Origin of the sequence: Cytobacillus firmus, assembly GCF_023715565.1 — a bacterium.
GTDB classification, from domain to species: Bacteria; Bacillota; Bacilli; order Bacillales; family Cytobacillaceae; genus Cytobacillus; species Cytobacillus firmus_C.
In genome coordinates, this window is the sequence record NZ_JAMBOJ010000005.1 from 101,265 (window position 1) to 119,097 (window position 17,833).

Genomic DNA, 17,833 nt, shown 5'->3' on the forward strand with positions numbered 1-17,833 from the left:
AATATGTATTTATAGGAGCAGATTAACCGGAGAGGAATGTGCATGAAATGACCAATACCGCTGCTGGCATGAAACGACTCATCGCCACATTAAGAAAAAAACAGTCCCCCGATGGTTCATGGAAATATCCTTTTGAAACCGGCATTGTGACGGACGCTTATATGATCATTTTATTAAGGACATTGGAGATACATGATGAAAAATTAATTCGGGGGCTGGCTTCAAGGATCCTGAGTCTGCAGGAAGATAATGGATCCTGGAAGCTTTTTCATGATGAGCCGAAAGGAAATGCCAATGCTACGCTGGAGGCTTATTATGGACTGCTGTCTTCAGGCTATATCGGGAAGGAAGATAAAAGAATGCAGGCCGCCAGGAAGTTCATACGGGAGCATGGCGGGATGGAGAAAGCTAATATTTTCACCAAAATTATGCTATCTATTACGGGACAGTACCCATGGCCTGATGACTTTCCGCTTCCCGTTGAAATTATGCTTTTTCCCCTGTCCTTCCCTTTCAACTTTTATCAATTTTCGGTGTATGGGCGTGTGAATCTGGCCCCCATCCTAATTCTTGCTGAAAAGAAATTCAGCATCAAAGGAAAAAACAGCCCTGACCTTTCAGACCTGCTTTTAACTAGAGCCCAGTGGGACACTGAGCCAGAATACCGATCGTTTTTATCCCTTATCAAAGAAGGCATTGAAGGGCTTTTGGGTCTCCCGGAACAGCTTCACTCATTGGCAATGGACCGGGCAAAGGAATATATGCTCCAGCGGATAGAGCCTGATGGAACCTTCTATAGTTACTTCAGCTCTACCTTTTTAATGATTTTTGCGCTTCTGTCTCTTGGGTATTCCAAGGATGAGCCTGTTATCAGAAATGCTGTAGAGGGGCTCAAATCGTTTCGGACCAATATAGACGGCCATCCTCATATGCAATACACAGACGCCAGTGTTTGGAACACATCTCTCATCAGCACAGCTCTCCAATTAGCTGGTGTCACGCCGGAAGATCCGGCAGTAAAGAGTGCAAACGCTTATTTGCTGAAGCGTCAGCATACTAAGTATGGAGACTGGGCCATTCATAACCCTCATGGACAGCCGGGCGGATGGGGATTTTCTGATATCAACACGCTTAACCCTGATGTCGATGATACCACTGCTTCGTTACGGGCTATCGGAAGGGCCGAAAGCAGTTCAGAATACCAGAGAGCCTGGGACCGCGGCAATCAATGGCTGCTTTCCATGCAGAATGATGATGGCGGATGGCCTTCGTTTGAGCGAAATACCGAAAATCCATGGCTCGATTTCCTTCCGATTGAAAAGGGTGAATACATGTTTGGCGACCCAACCTCAGCCGACCTGACCGGTAGGACGCTTGAATTTTTGGGGAATTATACAAATCTTCCAGCGGACGACCCGCTTATAAAAAACGCGGTTAACTGGCTGTTTGACCATCAGGAACGAGATGGCTCCTGGTATGGCAGATGGGGCATTTGCTATATTTATGGCACATGGGCCTCAATAACAGGGCTTTCAGCAACAGGCAATTCCAGCCACCCCTCTGTCAGGAAGGCCAAAGACTGGCTGAAAAAAATACAAAACGAGGATGGCGGTTGGGGAGAATCCTGCTTGAGCGACAGCCAGAAAACATATGTTCCTTTGAAAGAAAGTACACTTACTGATACCGCATGGGCGGTGGATGCACTTATTGCTGCGGAACATCAGCCAACTGTACAGATTCAAAGGGGAATTCAGTATTTGCTTAAGAATATTGAAAAAGAAGATTGGACGACAGACTATCCAAAAGGGCAGGCTATGGCCGGAAGCTTTTACATTCATTACCATAGCTACCGATATATCTTTCCGCTGATCGCTTTAGCAAATTACCAGCGGAAGTTTGGACAGTGAGCGCCCGTTAATTAAAAACACTCAGAGTGATAGTCTCTGAGTGTTTTTATATTAGTTATTAAATACTTGATAATCCTCAACATAGAAAGAAACATTGCCGCAATTTGGGCATACAGCAGCTTTCGCTTTTGCAGAGACATTTTTAAAAAGCCCTTTACGCTTTTGACTAATTTTAATTCCGGCCAAGTCAGATTCAACAGTTGCCCTGCAATCTGTGATCATTTCAGTTTGACACTGATTGCACATTCTTTTCATTTTTAGCCCCCCATTCAGATTAGAGCAAAACTATTTTTACAGTTCTCACATATTACTATTTCACCTTATATTAAGAATTTCCCTGTCCACGTTCGTTTTTAAATCAAAATAAAAAACGCTATCCCTTCCATGATAGAAAGAACAGCGATTTTATTGTCCAATCCCTCTTGAGAAATGATTACTGTGCTTTCTTCAGAGGAACCGATTCAGCTTGTTTTTGTACCTCTTTCGTCTCCCTGGACAATGATTTAAAGAGTGAAACGCTAATAATGCCCAGTATGATGGTAAACGGAAGAGCGGTGACCAGGGAGGCCGTTTGCAGCCCTTTTAATCCGCTGCTGGCAATTAATACAGCGGTAATGCCAGCCATTAAGACTCCCCAAATCACTTTAACCATGTTGGATGGATTCAAATCTCCATCTGAGGTCATCATCCCCAAAACGAAAACAGCCGAGTCCGCTGAAGTAACAAGGAAAATAACAATAAGGACAAGCATAATCACTGACATTAATGAGTATAACGGAAATTCTTTCAGCAGAACGAAAATGGCAGTGGTCACATCTTTTGAAACGGCTTCTGATATGGCCGTACCCTGGAATAAATCCATGTACAATCCGGTTCCTCCGAAAATGGCCATCCATACAAAACCGATAGCTGGAGGGACAATCATGACGCCTATAACAAATTCCCTGATCGTTCTTCCCTTTGAAATCCGGGCAACAAAGGAACCGACGAATGGAGACCAGGCAATGACCCATGCCCAATAAAAAATGGTCCAATCCTGAACCCATGCATCACCAGTGTACGGGGTCAGATAGAAGCTCATTTCGACAAAGTGCTGGATGTAATCGCCAATGGCCAGAACAAAGCTTTCAAATATGAATACAGTAGGGCCGCTGAACAGGAAGATCACCATTAGGGCAATAACCAAAAACATATTCGTATTACTCAAAATCTTAATCCCTTTATCAATACCGGTTGTCGCTGAAACAAGATAAAGGACAAGCATGATGCCTACAATGCCGATTTGCATCAGCGGATTGTTCGGGATTGAGAAGACATAGTTCAAGCCGCCATTAATCTGCAGGACACCCATTCCCATCGAAGTCGCAATCCCTGTTACTGTCGCAATAACCGCCAGTATATTCACTGCTGTCTTCAGCTTTTTTCTTTTTTGGGGCTGATTGGCGCTTAATACTTCACCTACAAGCACCTTTCTTTTGTGACGGTATTGGTAATATGCAAGAGCCAGTCCAACTACGGCAAAGACTGACCATTGGTGGATGCCCCAGTTAAAAAAGGAATAGCGCATGGCAACCCGTGCGGCTTCTGCTGTTTGCGGTTCTACTCCAGGAAGGGGTGGCGAGGAAAAGTGCGAAAGCGGTTCTGCTACACCCCAGAAGACAATCCCTACCCCGAAACCTGCGCTGAACAGCATGCTGATCCAGGCAAATAAGGAGTATTCCGCTTTTTCTCCCTCCGGCCCCAGTTTTATGTTTCCAAATTTACTAAAAGCAAGGTATAAACAAAAGAAAACAAAAAGAGCTACACTGAATAAATAAAGCCATCCAAATGATTTACTTGTAAAGTTAAAAACGAGTGAAGCATTTTTAGCAAGACTATCAGGTGAAAAAGCTCCCCAAATGGTAAAAAGTCCGACAATGATCGCTGAGATTTTAAAGACTGGATTGTTATATGAAGCCCGTTCCCCGTTTTTCTTCAAAATAAAATCCTCCTTATTAATCTTTCTTTTATTTGACATAGGTACTTGTTGCCTGCGAGTTTGATAGAGCTTTTTCCTTTAAAGCCTGTCTGCATTTCAAAGGCTTATGAATGTTGTAGAATGACATAAAGTATAACTTCAGCTATTTAGAAGGAAAGGAAGACCCCCGGAGCATCCGGTCGTTCTTCCTCACCCCTGTTCAGGCAGCCTTACAGCTGTCTTGTATGATTAAATTAAGAAACTGTTAAGCGTTTGCTAATTTAAAGCAGACTACTTTCGGCTCTGTCATCTCCTGGATGGAAAATTTGATTCCTTCCCTGCCTAACCCGGAATTTTTCACACCGCCAAATGGCATCGCATCAATTCGGTAATCGCTGCTGTCATTGATCATGATTCCGCCTACATCCATTTCGGCAATGGCTTTATGCGCTTTGTCGATATCCTTTGTAAATATTCCGGCCTGCAAGCCATAATTTATGTCATTCGATTTATTGATTGCTTCGTCAAGGCAAGAAACTTTGTACAGAAGTACCACCGGACCAAAAATTTCTTCCTTAGCAATGGTGCATTCCTCCGGTACATTGGCGAGAACGGTAGGTGAGTAAAATGCCCCGCTCCTCTTTCCGCCTGTTAAGACGGCTGCTCCTTTTTCAACAGCTTCATTAACCATCTTTTCCACACGGATAGCCTCTTTTTCTGTAATGAGCGGTCCCATATCTGTCTGTTCTGATTGCTTATCTCCTACACAATATTGGCTGGTCCTTGCAACGAATGCCTGCTGAAATGCCTCATATACAGAATCCTGGATGTACACTCTCTGGACCCCCAGGCAATTTTGACCTGCTGCCCAAAATGCTCCCGAAACCGATGATTCCACAGCTTCTTCCAAATCAGCATCCTCGAGGACAATGACAGGCGAATTGGATCCCAGCTCCATGCTGATCTTTTTCAATCCCGCTTTCCGGGTAATTTGTTCCCCTGCGTCAAGTCCGCCCGTAAAGGTAATCATGCGCACCGCCGGATGTGTCACAAGCGCATCCCCAATTTCGCTCCCATGCCCCGTGATGACGGATAACACCTTTGCCGGCAAACCGGCACTTTCAAAGGCTTCAGCAATTAAAAGGGCGCTAAGTGGTGTCACAGTAGCAGGCTTTACGATAATCGCATTTCCTGAAGCAATCGCAGGACCGACCTTATGCGCTACCAGATTTAATGGATCATTAAATGGTGTAATGGCACCTATAATTCCAATGGGAAAACGGCGGTAGTATCCCAGGCGGTTTTCACTCCCGGGCATCTGGTCAAACGGAATGGTTTCTCCATGAATTCTTCTTGCTTCTTCTGCACTGATTCGGAAGGTCTGAATGGCTCTATCCACTTCTTTTGAAGCTTCCCGGATGGTTTTGCTTCCTTCCCTTGCAATCGTTCGGGCGTATTTTTCTTTTCTGGCTTCAATATAGTCTGCAGCCCGATTAATAATCGCCATGCGCTGATGAACAGGCAGGGAAGCCGCAACTTTAGCTCCCTTTTTCTCTTCTTCAATACAATTCAGCATATCTTCCCTGGAAGCTGCCGGTACTGTATCAATGATGCTGTTATCCTGCGGATCACGAACTTCAATTACTCTTTCGCCTGACGTCCATTCGCCTGCGAGAAACATTCTTTGTCCGGTTAATTGAGTGGTCATGCTTATTACCGCCTTTCCGTATTAGATTGAAACAAGCTGCCTTTGCCGATGAATGGAGATTAAGTCAATCAACAAGGAGAATCCTGTCTCTATTTTCCCTGCTCCTGCACCGCTTAAAGTGACTGTTCCCAACAGATCGCATTGATACGTAATGGCATTCACAGCTCCTCCAATGGAAGCGAGCGGGTCTTCAGCATCTAATTTCTCAGGAGTGATCGATGCAATTACCTTGCCGTTTTCCTTTTTGGCTTTGGCAATGAGCTTCCAGGACTTCCCTTCTGCCTTAGCTTTTTCAATATCGTTTAGCGTGATGCCTGTAATGCCCTGGCATTTCACTTCCTCGACTGATAAAGGAGCATTCATGACATGGTTTGCGAGAATGACAATTTTATATCTGGCATCATAGCCCTCTACATCGCTGACAGGGTCTGCCTCCGCATAGCCGAGCTCTTGCGCCTCTTTTAAAGCCGCTTCATACGAAACGCCCTCCTGTTCCATTTTGGTCAGAATGTAGTTTGTTGTCCCGTTCAATATGCCGCGGATTTCCGTAATGTCGTTCCCGGCCAGAGTAGCTGCCGGCATCCGTAATGCTGGTGTGCCGCTCATAACCGTGCCCTCAAACCCCCATTGGACATGATGCTTTTGTGCAAGCTCCGATAGCTCCTGATATGCAAGGGCAACAGGGCCTTTATTGGTCATCACGACATTTTTTCCTTTTTCAAATGCAGCCTTGCAATGGTCTATGGCAGGCTGCCCAGTTTTGATATCTGTATACGAAACCTCGACAACCGTATCTGCATTCGTTTCCCGGATAGTTCGGATGCTGTCCCATCCCCTGATCAGCCCCGGTGTTTCCGGATAATTCTCCAAACTTCCGGTTTCCTGCACTACTTGCAAAACGGTATCGATATTCAGGCCGCCCGGATGGTAGATCGACCCCTTCTTTAAATCGGAAATAGCCACAATTTCAGCTTCAAATCCTTCGTTCTGTTTCAGGGACTGCTTTTTATCACGGAGGATTTCCGCCAAGCCCTGGCCAACAACGCCAAATCCTATAAACGCCAATTTATGTGCCAAGCATTTCCACCTCCAAATTCTCGTTCCTCTGTACTTTCGGTTTCTTTTTTAAAAATTGGCCAGCCGTTTGTGCCAAAATAGCTGTCCCAATCGCCAAGCAGGCTTCATCCAAATCAAAAATCGGGGTATGAAGATCGCGCTGCCCTCCCTCTCTTGGTGCACAACCAAGAAAAAACATTGATCCCGGTATTTTTTCAGTCACATAGCCAAAATCTTTCCCGCCAAGTCCAAAGGGACGCCTTGTAATTCTCATGCCTGGATACGTCTGTTTAATGGCGTCCGTTATCCATTTATTAACGGCAGGATGATTTTTTAAAGCCGGCTCCCCTCTTTGGATATTCAGGGAGAACGTTCCTCCCAGATGTTCTACAATAGAAAGCGCCTTCTTAATTTCAGTTACCAATAAATCACGCACCTCGGGTGTATAGCTTCGAATGGTGCCTTCAATCACTGCTTCAGTTGGGATAATGTTGCTCGCTGTACCTGCATGTATTTGGCCAATGCTGATAACGCCAGCATCCAGCGCTGAGACTCTCCTAGCCGTAATTCCATACAGTGCCTGCATAACCGGCCCAAGCATCCAAATAGGGTCTGTGCCAAGCTCCGGATATGCTCCATGACCGCCAGTACCATGAATTTTCGCTTCAAAAACATCTACATTCGCCATACTGTAGCCATCGCTGATTTGAACTTCCCCGACTGGAAGCCACGGACAGACATGAAGGGCAAGGGCTGCGTCAGCCTGATCATAAGCCCCTGCAGCGATCATATATGGCGACCCGGAAAGTCCATGATCGTCCGTACTCTCCTCTGCCGGCTGGAAAATGAATTTAACGGTTCCTTTCAATTCACCCTTTTTAAATTGGTCAGAAAGGATGGAGGCTGCTCCGAGTAGAATGGAGGTGTGTGCATCGTGTCCGCATGCATGCATCACACCCTCCGTTTTGGACGAATAGCCTGTTCTATTTTCCTCCATAATCGGCAAGGCATCCATATCAGCTCTCAGGGCAATGACAGGTCCATCCCCCGAGGTCAAAGTGCCTGTCACTCCTGTTTCAAGGCCAACTCCTGTTTCCACTTCGATTCCGCCTATTTCCTTTAGGACATCCGCAACAAAGCGGGAGGTCCCGAACTCCTGAAAGCTGAGTTCGGGATGCTGATGAAAACGACGGCGCCATTCTGCGAGACGGCCAGCCAGGTTGTTAGCATTCTCAACGATAGGATGATAATCTGACATCCTCTCTCACCTCAATCGAAACTAGTAATCTACTTTACTTGCAAAACACTTTCTGCATGGCTGAATGCCTGCTCGAAGTCTGCAATGATATCCTCAATTTCTTCAATTCCGCAGGAGACGCGGATTAATCCTTCCGGAATGCCGACAGCAGCTCGCTCCTCAGGAGTACATTCCACATGGCTTGTTGTTCGGGCCGGTCCTACTGTAGTTTCAACAGCGCCTAGGTTGGCTGCACGGTTAGCGAATTGCAATTTTGGCAGCAGATCACGGACTGTATCAACTCCGCCTTTAACAGCAAAGCTGAGCATCCCGCCAAAATCCTTCATTTGCTTTTTGGCAATGTGATGGTTTGGATGTGTCTCCAGTCCTGGGTAATAAACCGATTCCACCATATCTTTTGTCTGCAGGTATTTGGCAAGCGCCATCGCATTTTTACATTGCTGGCGGACGCGAAGGTGAAGCGTTTTCATTCCGCGAATCATCAGGTAAGCTGCCATCGGATCCATTGTGGCACCGTTGATTTCGCGATAATGATAGATTTTTTCTACTAAATCATGCGGCCCGCAAACGACTCCGCCAAGGGCATCGGCATGCCCGCCGAGGAATTTTGTCGCACTGTGGATAACCAGATCGACACCAAGTTTAATAGGGTTCTGGTTCATTGGTGTTGCAAATGTATTATCTACCACCACAATCGCACCGGCTTCGTGTCCTGCTTTTGCCATGCGTTCGATATCCGTAATCTTAACCGTTGGATTCGTCGGTGTTTCAAGGTAAAGAATTTTACAGCCCTTTGCCACTTCTTCCTCTATCTGTTCATGATTCCCTGTTTCACAAAGTACTACATCGATTTGCTGGCGCGGCAGGAATTCTGTGAAAATCTTGTTCGTTCCGCCATACGTGTCCTTCATGGAAACAATGCGGTCTCCCGGCACCAAAAACGTCGATAATGTATTGCTGATGGCAGCCATGCCTGTTGAGAAGCTTGTGGCAGCTTCGGCGCCTTCGAGGATTTTTACTTTATCTTCAAATGACTGGACCGTTGGATTTGTATTTCTTCCGTAAATATGGCCTTTTTTCTTTCCAATCGCTACATCATACCACTCATCCATGTCATCATAGCCATATGCCACACTGAGTACGACCGGCACCTGGGTTGCTCCATGCACCAAATAATCCTTTTCCCCAGCCCATACCGCTTTTGTACCTGCCTGAACGTTTTCTTTTACCATACGATCACTCCTCATCTATTTTTTAATGCCAATTCTTTGTTCCCAATCTTCAAGCCGCTGTCCCGCTTGACCAGTTCACTGTAGGCAAACAGGGCAATGGCAGTATCCTGGACTCCTGTTCCAGTTAAATCACAGACCGTAATCTCCTTGTCATTTATCCGGCCACTTACCTTTCCGGATGTTAATTGCCCCAGTTCAATAACCTCCGATTCATCGGTTAATACTCCCTTATCAAGGGCATGATGCAATTCTCCAAGCCTTGCACACTGTGCTTTTGTATCGCATATAAGCTTATCCGCACGAGCTAGAACCTCTGCCTCAAGCTCCTGCTTATGTTCGGCATCTGATCCCATAGCCGTTATATGAAGTCCTGGATGAAGCCATTCCACTTTGATCACCGGTTCTGCTGCCGGTGTCGTCGTAATGACCGCATCACTATTTCGGACTACATACTCGGCACTCCCGGCCACTTCGAGCTCCACCCCTAATTCAGCGGAAATGTCACTGGCATATTGTCTGGAACGTTCATCTGACCTGGAATAGACCAGAATCTTTTTAAAATCACGCACCAGCTTGAGCGCCCTTGCCTGGTACCTCGCCTGGCTGCCTGCTCCTATCACGCCAACCGTTTCAATGTTTTTTCTGGATAGATACTTTGCCGCAATCGCTCCCGCTGCAGCTGTCCGCACCTCGGTCAAATAGCCGTTATCCAAAAGGATTGCCTGCGGGATGCCTGTTTGAGTGCTGACCAAAAGCATCAGTCCATTACCGCTTGGAAGTCCCAGCTTATAATTATTGAAAAATCCGGAAGATACTTTGATCGCAAACATATCTTCCCCTTTGACATAAGCGGTTTTGACATCTACCTCGCCATTTTGGTCGTGCAGGTCCACCCGCATAATCGGCGGCATGACAGCTTCATCCTCTGCAAGTTTCGTAAAACCTGCTTCCACAATGCTGATTGCTTCTTTGTTCAGCTGCACATACTGTTTTAGTTCCTGTTCTGTAAAAATGAGCATCTCTCGGCCTCACCCCTTTAAATTTTTGAAAGTGATGCTTCTTTAATAAATAAATCCCTTGAGAGCTCTGCGAATGTTTCGCATCCCGTTTCGGTTACCCTGAAGGATTCACTTGCTTCGAATCCGTATTGATCAAGCCAGATGCCCGGAATTAAATGGAATGTCATATTCGGCTGAAGGATTGTCTTATCCCCTTTGCGGATGCTCGCTGTATGCTCGCCCCAATCTGGCGGATAGTTCAGACCCATTGAATAGCCAAGACGCGATTCCTTGATAATGCCGCTTTTTTCAATCGATTTTTTCCATGCGTCCTCTATTTCCTCGCAGGCAATCCCTGGCTTGATCATATCCAGACAAGCATTCAACCCTTCCACGACCACTTCTGAAAGTGCCTTGATTTCGTCTGATGGCTGGCCGATATGAACGGTTCTGGCAAGCGGAGAATGGTAGCGCTTATAGCAGCCGGCCAGTTCCAGAATCACTAGCTCGCCTGATTTATAACGCTGGTCCGTCCAGGTTAAGTGTGGAGTTGAAGTTCTTTCCCCGGATGGAAGAAGAGGCATGATTGACGGGTAGTCCCCTCCGAAATCTTCCGTGCCTGTTATTTGTGTATGAAAGATTTTTGCCGCCACGTCACATTCCCGTACACCTTCATTTACCAGCTCAATTCCTGCTGCCATTGTGTTCTCCACTATTTTGGCTGCTTTTTTCATATACTCGATTTCAGTATCGGACTTTATAATGCGGACCCAGTTGACCAATAGGGTTGCATCCCGGAAACGGGCATTGGGAAGCCCCTTTTTCAGCTGCTCATAGCATTTTGCCGTGAAATAATAGTTATCCATCTCAACACCAATGGACCGATTCTGCTGTCCGATTTGCTTTAAAATTTCTGCCACAAAATCCATTGGATGTTTGGTTTCAGATTGTACATAATCATCAGGGTAGGGAATAATATTTTCATGGTAAAGCCATGTCGTGACCTTGGCTCCGTTCGCATCCTGCCCCCGGCCAATCCAAATCGGCTGTTCCTCATCAATGATGATGACAAGCATTTGATGCACGTAGAAAGACCAGCCGTCATAACCCGATAAATAATTCATATTGGCCGGATCGGTAATAAGCAATACTTCAATCCCTTCTGCTGCCATTCTTTCTTTTGTTTTCAAGATCCTCATTTTAAACTCTGCTGTCCCAAATGACATGGTGGCTCTCCCTCCTGCAAAACCGGATATTTTTCAGATATTAAGTTTGTAGGTTCATTATAGTGTCATGGTAAAAAAACAATCATCTGCAAATTTGTATGAAAATTCAAATTTTATTTTAGTAAAATTATCAAAAGGTTGTTAATTTTTAAAATATTTTTAATGAAATTTTCCTACGAAAATATTAATAGGGAAATTTTGAGATTAGGAATCAAAAAAATGCGGAAAAACCATAAAGGATTTTTCCGCATTTTTGGTATTATTAAGATTGACCTGCCATTACACCATGTTCTCCTATTTTCCAAATCTTTATGCTCAGATCCAAAAGAAATAAATCATCCGGATCAATAAGGGATAGACCAGTCAAGGATTCAATCTTCCTTAGGCGGTACAGCAGAGACTGCCGGTGGAGATTTAGTGATCTCGCTGTTTGACTTACATTCCCATGAAATTGATTATAGGCGATGAAAGTTCCAATTAAATCCATGTGCCGTTGCTCGTCATATTGTACAAGAGGTTCTATAGTTGACATAATGATGTCTTCCATCTCTTTATTGCCAGCCAGATTTAGCAGCACCCTGTCCACTCTTGTTGACTCATACATCATCCGATGGCCGATCCCCTTTTTCCTCCTGCCGATGCTTAAAGCAGTGCCAGCATGACGGAAGCTTTCCCCAAATCCTGCAATGCCTTCAAACGCGTTGCCGATGCCCCAGGATAAGACGACTTCAGGAAGCAAGTTTCCCAGACGCCGTTCGACAAGATCAAGAAAATTTGTAGCGTTTTCATTTTCCTTTACCTCAGTTGTTTCCAGGAAAATAACAAGCTGTTCACCCTGATAGGTCATCAGGATTTCCTTGTTAAGTGATTGGGCAGCATAATAGATTTCTTCTTCGATATATTGAATCATGCTTTCAAGCCAATGTTCGTAAGAATCATAGTCCTGCTTGCGCTTTTGGAATAATATTTTCATATTTTCCGGATACCCGACAATACACACATATGGGAGTTTAAGATTGTACCCAAGCAACTTTGCCCTTGTATCGGCTTGTTCAAGTGATAGGAATTCGTCCTTGGAAAGCTCTTGGACAAAATCACTGCGAAGGCGCATTTTTGTCTCTTCAATGGCATTTCTTCTTGAAAGCCAAAGAGCAATTGTGGTGGCTGCGTGCTCTAACACGTTAACACGAAAGAGAGTGAGAAAGGATTCGATTGATTCGGAACCGGGAACCAACACAAAAATATAGCCTTGTGGTTTGTCGGCTACCTGAAGCACCGGAAGTTGAAACACAATCCGGTTTTCTATTTTAATCATTTGGAACTTCTGAAACATTGGATCTCCTTTTAATAGGGTGTCTTCTGCCCTTGAAGGAAGAATTCCTTGCAGGACATATTTTTTCCACTCCTTTAAAAAAGATTGTGTATGGATGCTTTTTTCATGAAGGCTGCCGGATCGGTCTGTAATAACGAGCGGATGACCGATATGCTTTTCAACGAATTTTGAGATACCCTTCAGATCCGCGTCTTTTAGAATGAGATTAAGAAGTTCCTGCTGAACCTTTTCTGATTTTTGACGTTCTTTATATTCGATGTCATTAATCTCTTTCATGACCCATTCGATTATACTGGAAAAACGGATTTCCCATGGAAGCTCAATAATAATAAAATTATTCTTTTCAGCCAGTTCTATGACCTCAGTAGGAATATCAAATATGTATCTTCCCAAAGCAACCATCAGGGCCGAAGCGTCGGAGTCGATCACATCCTGAACAAACCTTTTGAAAGTTTCAGCATCCTGTCCGCAGCCTATCCCTGTCGTTAATACCGCTTCATTTTTCCGGACAAAGTTTTCCACCGGCATTTCCATGGCTGAAATCCACTGAATATACCGTTTTTCAGCAAATTCCTTTCCGGTTACAACCTTGGCACTGTTGAGAATTTTGGACTTTAGCACATCTTTTACTGTTAATCTCATGTTGGCTCCCCTCTGAACACTTTAAGATTAAAATGATAGAAGACTTTTATTATAGGAAACCATATTCAGAAAGGCACGTCTACTATTAATTTTCCATTATGCAAGCACAAATTTTATCAATATAATATATTCAGTATTTTTCTATATTTACAATTAGAGCTAACCATTACTTTCGTTCGTTCACTCATTCTCTCACACCCATGACTGATGCATAATCCTGAATAATCCGGTGAATGACAGAAAGGTCCACATTATGTCCGCTGATGATTACAGCAACATCTCCCTCCTGCCGGGGAATCTTTCCGCCTAAAACCGCTGCAACTCCAGTAGCTGCTGCGCCCTCCATAATCATTCTATGCTTATCTATCATAAAAGCCATACTGTATGCAATCTCCTCTTCGGGAATCAGATAAGCGTTATCCATATATTCCTGAACCATACGAAGTGTGTAGCTGTTATTCAGACCAATTCCGCCCAGCAAGCTGTCAGCCAGAGTCTCACTCTCTTCAAGCACTACAGGTTTCCCTGCTTTTAAACTCTCATACATTACAGCAGATTTTTCCATGCAAACACCTGAAACCCTTATCCCTCTGTCATTTGATTTGACGGCAAGCCCAACCCCTGAAAGAAGCCCGCCGCCTGAAAGAGGAACAATCACATCTGTTACATTCGGAAGTTCCTCCAGAATTTCCAAACCAATTGTTCCTTGCCCTGCAATCACATGAGGATCGTCGAACGGCTGGATTACAGTCATCCCTTCCGTCCTCTCCAGTTCATAGCATCGTTCCCCGGCAGCATCCTGGCTGTCACCGTAAATTTCTATTTTAGTCCCCAGTCGTTTCAAAGAATCGACCTTAGCTTTCGGAACACGGCTGGATATGCAAACAACTGCCTCAATTCCCAGCTTTTTCGCCACATAGGCAACTGCCATACCATGGTTCCCTGTAGAATAGGTAGCAACTCCCCGTTCTCTCGCTTCAGGACTCAAACTCAAAATTTTATTCGCTGCACCTCTGACTTTAAAGGCGCCAATTTCATGAACATTCTCGAGTTTCAAAAATACTCTCCGACCCAATTCCTCGGACAGGATCGCCGATTGAATCAATGGAGTTTTATCTACCAGGGAAGAAATCCGTTTCTTTGCTTCCCAAATATCCCGGATCGATATGTCTATTCTTTTTGATTTTAAATGCATTCTGTTCCCCTCCCAAAAAAGAATTCCTTTGCTCAATAATAGTTCGACATTTCAGAAAATTCAATTGTCCAAATTGCTTATAAAAGGGGTAATTTTTTCATACAACTTTTTCAGATGTCTTTTAAAAGGTAAAAATACGAATGGAAGATAGGACCTATACTAAATTTCTCTAGTTAAAAAAGATCTTTTTTCCTAAAAAGCTGCTCACCCATATTTTCAGACTTCATTTTTCATAAAAAGCTATAACACCTATTACCCATAGAGATGAGATTCGTTAGACTGTCAAATTTCACGAATTTACAACTAACTACTGGAAATACTAAACAGGTAACGGCTTTTTCATTGGAGGGCACAAATTTGAACAGCACCTGGCTATCTCTCATACCATTTATAATAGTAATCGGCATGTCAATCTGGCTGAAGAATATCCTGCCTGGATTAGTGGTGGGTATCATTGTTGGCTCCATACTAGTGTCCGCGGACCTGCTGGCAGGGACAGAACAGTCGGTCACTTATATTGTGACCACGCTTTCCGATGAAACGAATATCAAGATAGGCGGATTTTTATATCTGTTCGGCGGGCTTGTCGGGATGATGAATATTGCGGGCGGCATAAAGGGGTTTTCCGAATGGGCCGGCAGACGGATTCGCTCAGAACGTGGCCTTCTTGTGTTCATCTGGATCACTCTCCCGTTCACCTTCATGATGCCGATGTTTCGGATTATGATGATTGGGCCCATTATCAAATCTTTGATTAAAAAAATGAATCTCTCCAAACAGAAAGTCGGCATGACACTCGATATTTCAACCGAATCCGTGATTGTGCTGCTTCCTGTTGCGACAGCTTTTGTAGGGTTCATGGTATCCCTTGTTGAGGGCGGCATCAGCGGGCTGGATCTGGATATGTCCGCCTATGAGATTTTTCTATTAAGTATTCTGTTTAATTTTTACGCGATCATTATGCTGCTGATTGGGATTGTGCAGACGTTCTGGCGCCGGAAAAAGTCAGGAGAGCAAAAGACTGAGGTACATACAGATTTGGAGGAAAAAGAGCATGAATTCCACCGGATGGGAATTAAAAAAGAATTATCGCTTGTAAAAGCCCAGCCATGGCATTTGATTTTCCCAGTCGTTTTATTACTCGCCTTTTCGCTGTTCTTGTTATGGCAGGATGGAATGTCGCAGGGTGCAAGTACGGTTTTCGAGGCATTCTCCATGGCCGATGCTACATTTGTGATGCTGCTGGCTGTTTTTATCACCCTCGTCTTAACCTATATTTTCTACATACTCAGACGGGAAAAAATGAACGAAGTTCTTTATCATTTTTACGATGGCGGCAATCAGATGATGGAAGCAATCAGCCTGCTCATCCTGATATGGGCACTGACACTAGCGGCGGAGGATCTTGGTTTTTCAGAATTTATCGGCAACTCACTCGGGAGCTTTCTGCCATCTTTTCTGACACCAGCTGCCATCTTTGTGCTCGGTTCAGTGGTCGGCTACTTTATTGGGAGCTCATGGGGAACATGGGGATTGTTCATGCCGCTCGGAATAACCCTCGCGGTTTCAACCGGCGCCTCCATTCCGCTTACCGTCGGAGCCGTGTTTGCAAGCGGGGCATTCGGTGCGCTGACCTCCCCGCTTGGCGATACCACCATTACCACTGCTTCGATTCTGGATATGGACCTCGTTGACTATGCACGCTATAAATTGAAGCTTTCAGCCATCGGGGGTGTTATAGCTGCTGCATTATTTATTGCGGCAGGGTTTTTGATTTCATAGATTTTGCTTTTAACTCTCTCCTGCCAGGTATCCGTACAAAGATTCTGCGGGACACTTCGGACAGAGAAAGCAAGAAATCATCGTTTTGAGTCAGAACCCGGAGTAACTTCTGACTCAAACAGCTGATCACCCCGGTCCTGTGGCAGAACCTGGGACTACTTCTGACTCAAACAGCTGATCACCCCGGTCCCGTGGCAGAACCTGGGAACACTTCTGACTCAATCAGCTGATCACCCCGGTCCTGTGGCAGAACCTGGGAACACTTCTGACTCAAACAGCTGATCGCCCCTGTTTTGTGGCAGAACCTGGGAACACTTCTGACTCAAACAGCTGATCACCCCGGTCCTGTGGCAGAACCTGGGAACACTTCTGACTCAAACAGCTGATCACCCCGGTTTTGTGGCAGAACCTGGGAACACTTCTGACTCAAACAGCTGATCACCACAGTTTTGTGGCAGAACCTGGGACTACTTCTGACTCAAACAGCTGATCACCCCGGTCCTGTGGCAGAACCTGGGACTACTTCTGACACAATCAGTTGAATACCACAGTTTTGTGGCAGAACCCGGGACCACTTCTGACACAATCAGTTGAATACCACAGTTTTGTGGCAGAACCCGGGACCACTTCTGACTCAAACAGATGATCGCCCCTGTTTTGTGGCAGAACCTGGGACCACTTCTGACTCAAACAGCTGATCACCCCGGTTTGTGGCAGAACCTGGGAACACTTCTGACTCAAATAGCTGATCACCCCGGTTTTGTGGCAGAACCTGGGACCACTTCTGACTCAAACAGATGATCACCCCGGTCCTGTGGCAGAACCTGGGACCACTTCTGACTCAAACAGCTGATCACCACAGTTTTGTGGCAGAACCCGGGACCACTTCTGACACAATCAGTTGAATACCACAGTTTTGTGGCAGAACCCGGGACCACTTCTGACTCAAACAGCTGATCACCCCGGTTCTGTGGCAGAACCTGGGACCACTTCTGACTCAAATAGCTGATCACCCCGGTTTTGTGGCAGAACCTGGGACCACTTCTGACTCAAACAGCTGATCACCACAGTTTTGTGGCAGAACCTGGGACTACTTCTGACTCAAACAGCTGATCACCCCGGTCCTGTGGCAGAACCTGGGACCACTTCTGACTCAAACAGCTGATCACCCCGGTCCTGTGGCAGAACCTGGGACCACTTCTGACTCAAATAGCTGATCACCCCGGTCCTGTGGCAGAACCCGGGACCACTTCTGACACAATCAGTTGAATACCAGTCAAGTCCACTATTTTGTGTAAATTCATTCCTAGGAAAAACAAGTTATTTAGCTCTATGTTTTTGAAGTAGTGGAAGGGGGCCCCTTCCACTACTTCAAAAATTTCGCTCCGCAGATTCTACTGGTTCTTTTCTTAAATGATTCTTTTTCTAACTTCCTCTGCATAATCCATCAAGACAGCTCCGATGAGCCTGTAAGCGGATTGTGTGTTAGGAAAGATTCTAATGACTCTTTCTCTTCTGCGAACCTCTCCATTTATTCTT

The 17,833-nt window shown here is 45.2% G+C and carries 14 protein-coding genes; 2 read left to right on the forward strand and 12 right to left on the reverse strand.

Annotation, left to right across the window (positions count from 1 at the left end):
• Nucleotides 1-47: 47 nt before the first annotated feature.
• Nucleotides 48-1,907, forward strand: a complete 1,860-nt coding sequence (locus M3205_RS03270; protein ID WP_251168614.1) for a terpene cyclase/mutase family protein — start codon at nucleotides 48-50, stop codon at nucleotides 1,905-1,907.
• A 51-nt stretch (nucleotides 1,908-1,958) separates the two neighbouring features.
• Here M3205_RS03270 and M3205_RS03275 read toward each other — a convergent pair whose 3' ends face one another.
• From M3205_RS03275 to eutB, 10 genes are all read right to left on the reverse strand, one after another.
• A complete protein-coding gene (locus M3205_RS03275) occupies nucleotides 1,959-2,162 on the reverse strand; it encodes a hypothetical protein (protein ID WP_251168615.1) in 204 nt (67 codons plus the stop codon).
• 178 nt (nucleotides 2,163-2,340) lie between these two features.
• Entirely contained in the window at nucleotides 2,341-3,885 is a 1,545-nt protein-coding gene (locus tag M3205_RS03280; RefSeq protein ID WP_251168616.1) for a BCCT family transporter, read from the reverse strand.
• 244 nt (nucleotides 3,886-4,129) lie between these two features.
• Nucleotides 4,130-5,572 (reverse strand): aldehyde dehydrogenase family protein, encoded by a 1,443-nt coding sequence (locus M3205_RS03285; RefSeq protein ID WP_251168617.1) that lies wholly within the window; start codon nucleotides 5,570-5,572, stop codon nucleotides 4,130-4,132.
• Nucleotides 5,573-5,593: 21 nt separating this feature from the next.
• Nucleotides 5,594-6,649, reverse strand: coding sequence for a homoserine dehydrogenase (locus M3205_RS03290; protein ID WP_251168618.1), 1,056 nt, complete (start codon nucleotides 6,647-6,649; stop codon nucleotides 5,594-5,596).
• Nucleotides 6,639-7,886, reverse strand: a complete 1,248-nt coding sequence (locus tag M3205_RS03295) for a M20 metallopeptidase family protein (RefSeq protein WP_251168619.1) — start codon at nucleotides 7,884-7,886, stop codon at nucleotides 6,639-6,641. The genes M3205_RS03290 and M3205_RS03295 overlap by 11 nt, the downstream gene beginning before the upstream one ends.
• Before the next feature lie 29 nt (nucleotides 7,887-7,915).
• On the reverse strand, nucleotides 7,916-9,118 hold the full coding sequence (locus M3205_RS03300) for a cystathionine gamma-synthase family protein (RefSeq protein WP_251168620.1): 1,203 nt from the start codon (nucleotides 9,116-9,118) through the stop codon (nucleotides 7,916-7,918).
• 11 nt (nucleotides 9,119-9,129) lie between these two features.
• Nucleotides 9,130-10,137: a cyclodeaminase gene (locus tag M3205_RS03305; RefSeq protein ID WP_251168621.1), complete on the reverse strand. Its 1,008-nt coding sequence runs from the start codon at nucleotides 10,135-10,137 to the stop codon at nucleotides 9,130-9,132.
• Between the two features lie 17 nt (nucleotides 10,138-10,154).
• Complete coding sequence (locus M3205_RS03310) at nucleotides 10,155-11,342, reverse strand: M24 family metallopeptidase (protein WP_251168622.1); 1,188 nt, start codon at nucleotides 11,340-11,342, stop codon at nucleotides 10,155-10,157.
• A 262-nt stretch (nucleotides 11,343-11,604) separates the two neighbouring features.
• Nucleotides 11,605-13,317 carry a PucR family transcriptional regulator gene (locus M3205_RS03315; RefSeq protein WP_251168623.1) on the reverse strand — a complete coding sequence of 571 codons (1,713 nt, stop codon included), beginning with the start codon at nucleotides 13,315-13,317 and terminating at the stop codon, nucleotides 11,605-11,607.
• A gap of 184 nt (nucleotides 13,318-13,501) precedes the next feature.
• Nucleotides 13,502-14,512, reverse strand: a complete 1,011-nt coding sequence (eutB, locus tag M3205_RS03320; protein WP_251168624.1) for a hydroxyectoine utilization dehydratase EutB — start codon at nucleotides 14,510-14,512, stop codon at nucleotides 13,502-13,504.
• Nucleotides 14,513-14,869: 357 nt separating this feature from the next.
• Between eutB and M3205_RS03325 the strand changes: the two genes are divergently transcribed.
• Nucleotides 14,870-16,294: a Na+/H+ antiporter NhaC family protein gene (locus tag M3205_RS03325; RefSeq protein WP_251168625.1), complete on the forward strand. Its 1,425-nt coding sequence runs from the start codon at nucleotides 14,870-14,872 to the stop codon at nucleotides 16,292-16,294.
• A 634-nt stretch (nucleotides 16,295-16,928) separates the two neighbouring features.
• Here the strand turns inward: M3205_RS03325 and M3205_RS03330 are convergent.
• Both M3205_RS03330 and M3205_RS03335 read right to left on the reverse strand, forming a co-directional pair.
• Complete coding sequence (locus M3205_RS03330) at nucleotides 16,929-17,087, reverse strand: hypothetical protein (protein ID WP_251168626.1); 159 nt, start codon at nucleotides 17,085-17,087, stop codon at nucleotides 16,929-16,931.
• Nucleotides 17,088-17,703: 616 nt separating this feature from the next.
• Nucleotides 17,704-17,833: transposase (locus M3205_RS03335; protein ID WP_251168633.1), on the reverse strand; the 130-nt coding region annotated here is incomplete at its 5' end.

Excerpts from the sequence above, each read along its gene's own strand:
- M3205_RS03285 (WP_251168617.1), bottom strand. The coding sequence starts at position 5,572 with ATGACCACTCAATTAACCGGACAAAGAATGTTTCTCGCAGGCGAATGG.
- M3205_RS03310 (WP_251168622.1), bottom strand. The coding sequence starts at position 11,342 with ATGTCATTTGGGACAGCAGAGTTTAAAATGAGGATCTTGAAAACAAAA.
- M3205_RS03300 (WP_251168620.1), bottom strand. The coding sequence starts at position 9,118 with ATGGTAAAAGAAAACGTTCAGGCAGGTACAAAAGCGGTATGGGCTGGG.
- M3205_RS03275 (WP_251168615.1), bottom strand. The coding sequence starts at position 2,162 with ATGAAAAGAATGTGCAATCAGTGTCAAACTGAAATGATCACAGATTGC.
- M3205_RS03295 (WP_251168619.1), bottom strand. The coding sequence starts at position 7,886 with ATGTCAGATTATCATCCTATCGTTGAGAATGCTAACAACCTGGCTGGC.
- M3205_RS03305 (WP_251168621.1), bottom strand. The coding sequence starts at position 10,137 with ATGCTCATTTTTACAGAACAGGAACTAAAACAGTATGTGCAGCTGAAC.
- eutB (WP_251168624.1), bottom strand. The coding sequence starts at position 14,512 with ATGCATTTAAAATCAAAAAGAATAGACATATCGATCCGGGATATTTGG.
- M3205_RS03270 (WP_251168614.1), top strand. The coding sequence starts at position 48 with ATGACCAATACCGCTGCTGGCATGAAACGACTCATCGCCACATTAAGA.
- M3205_RS03315 (WP_251168623.1), bottom strand. The coding sequence starts at position 13,317 with ATGAGATTAACAGTAAAAGATGTGCTAAAGTCCAAAATTCTCAACAGT.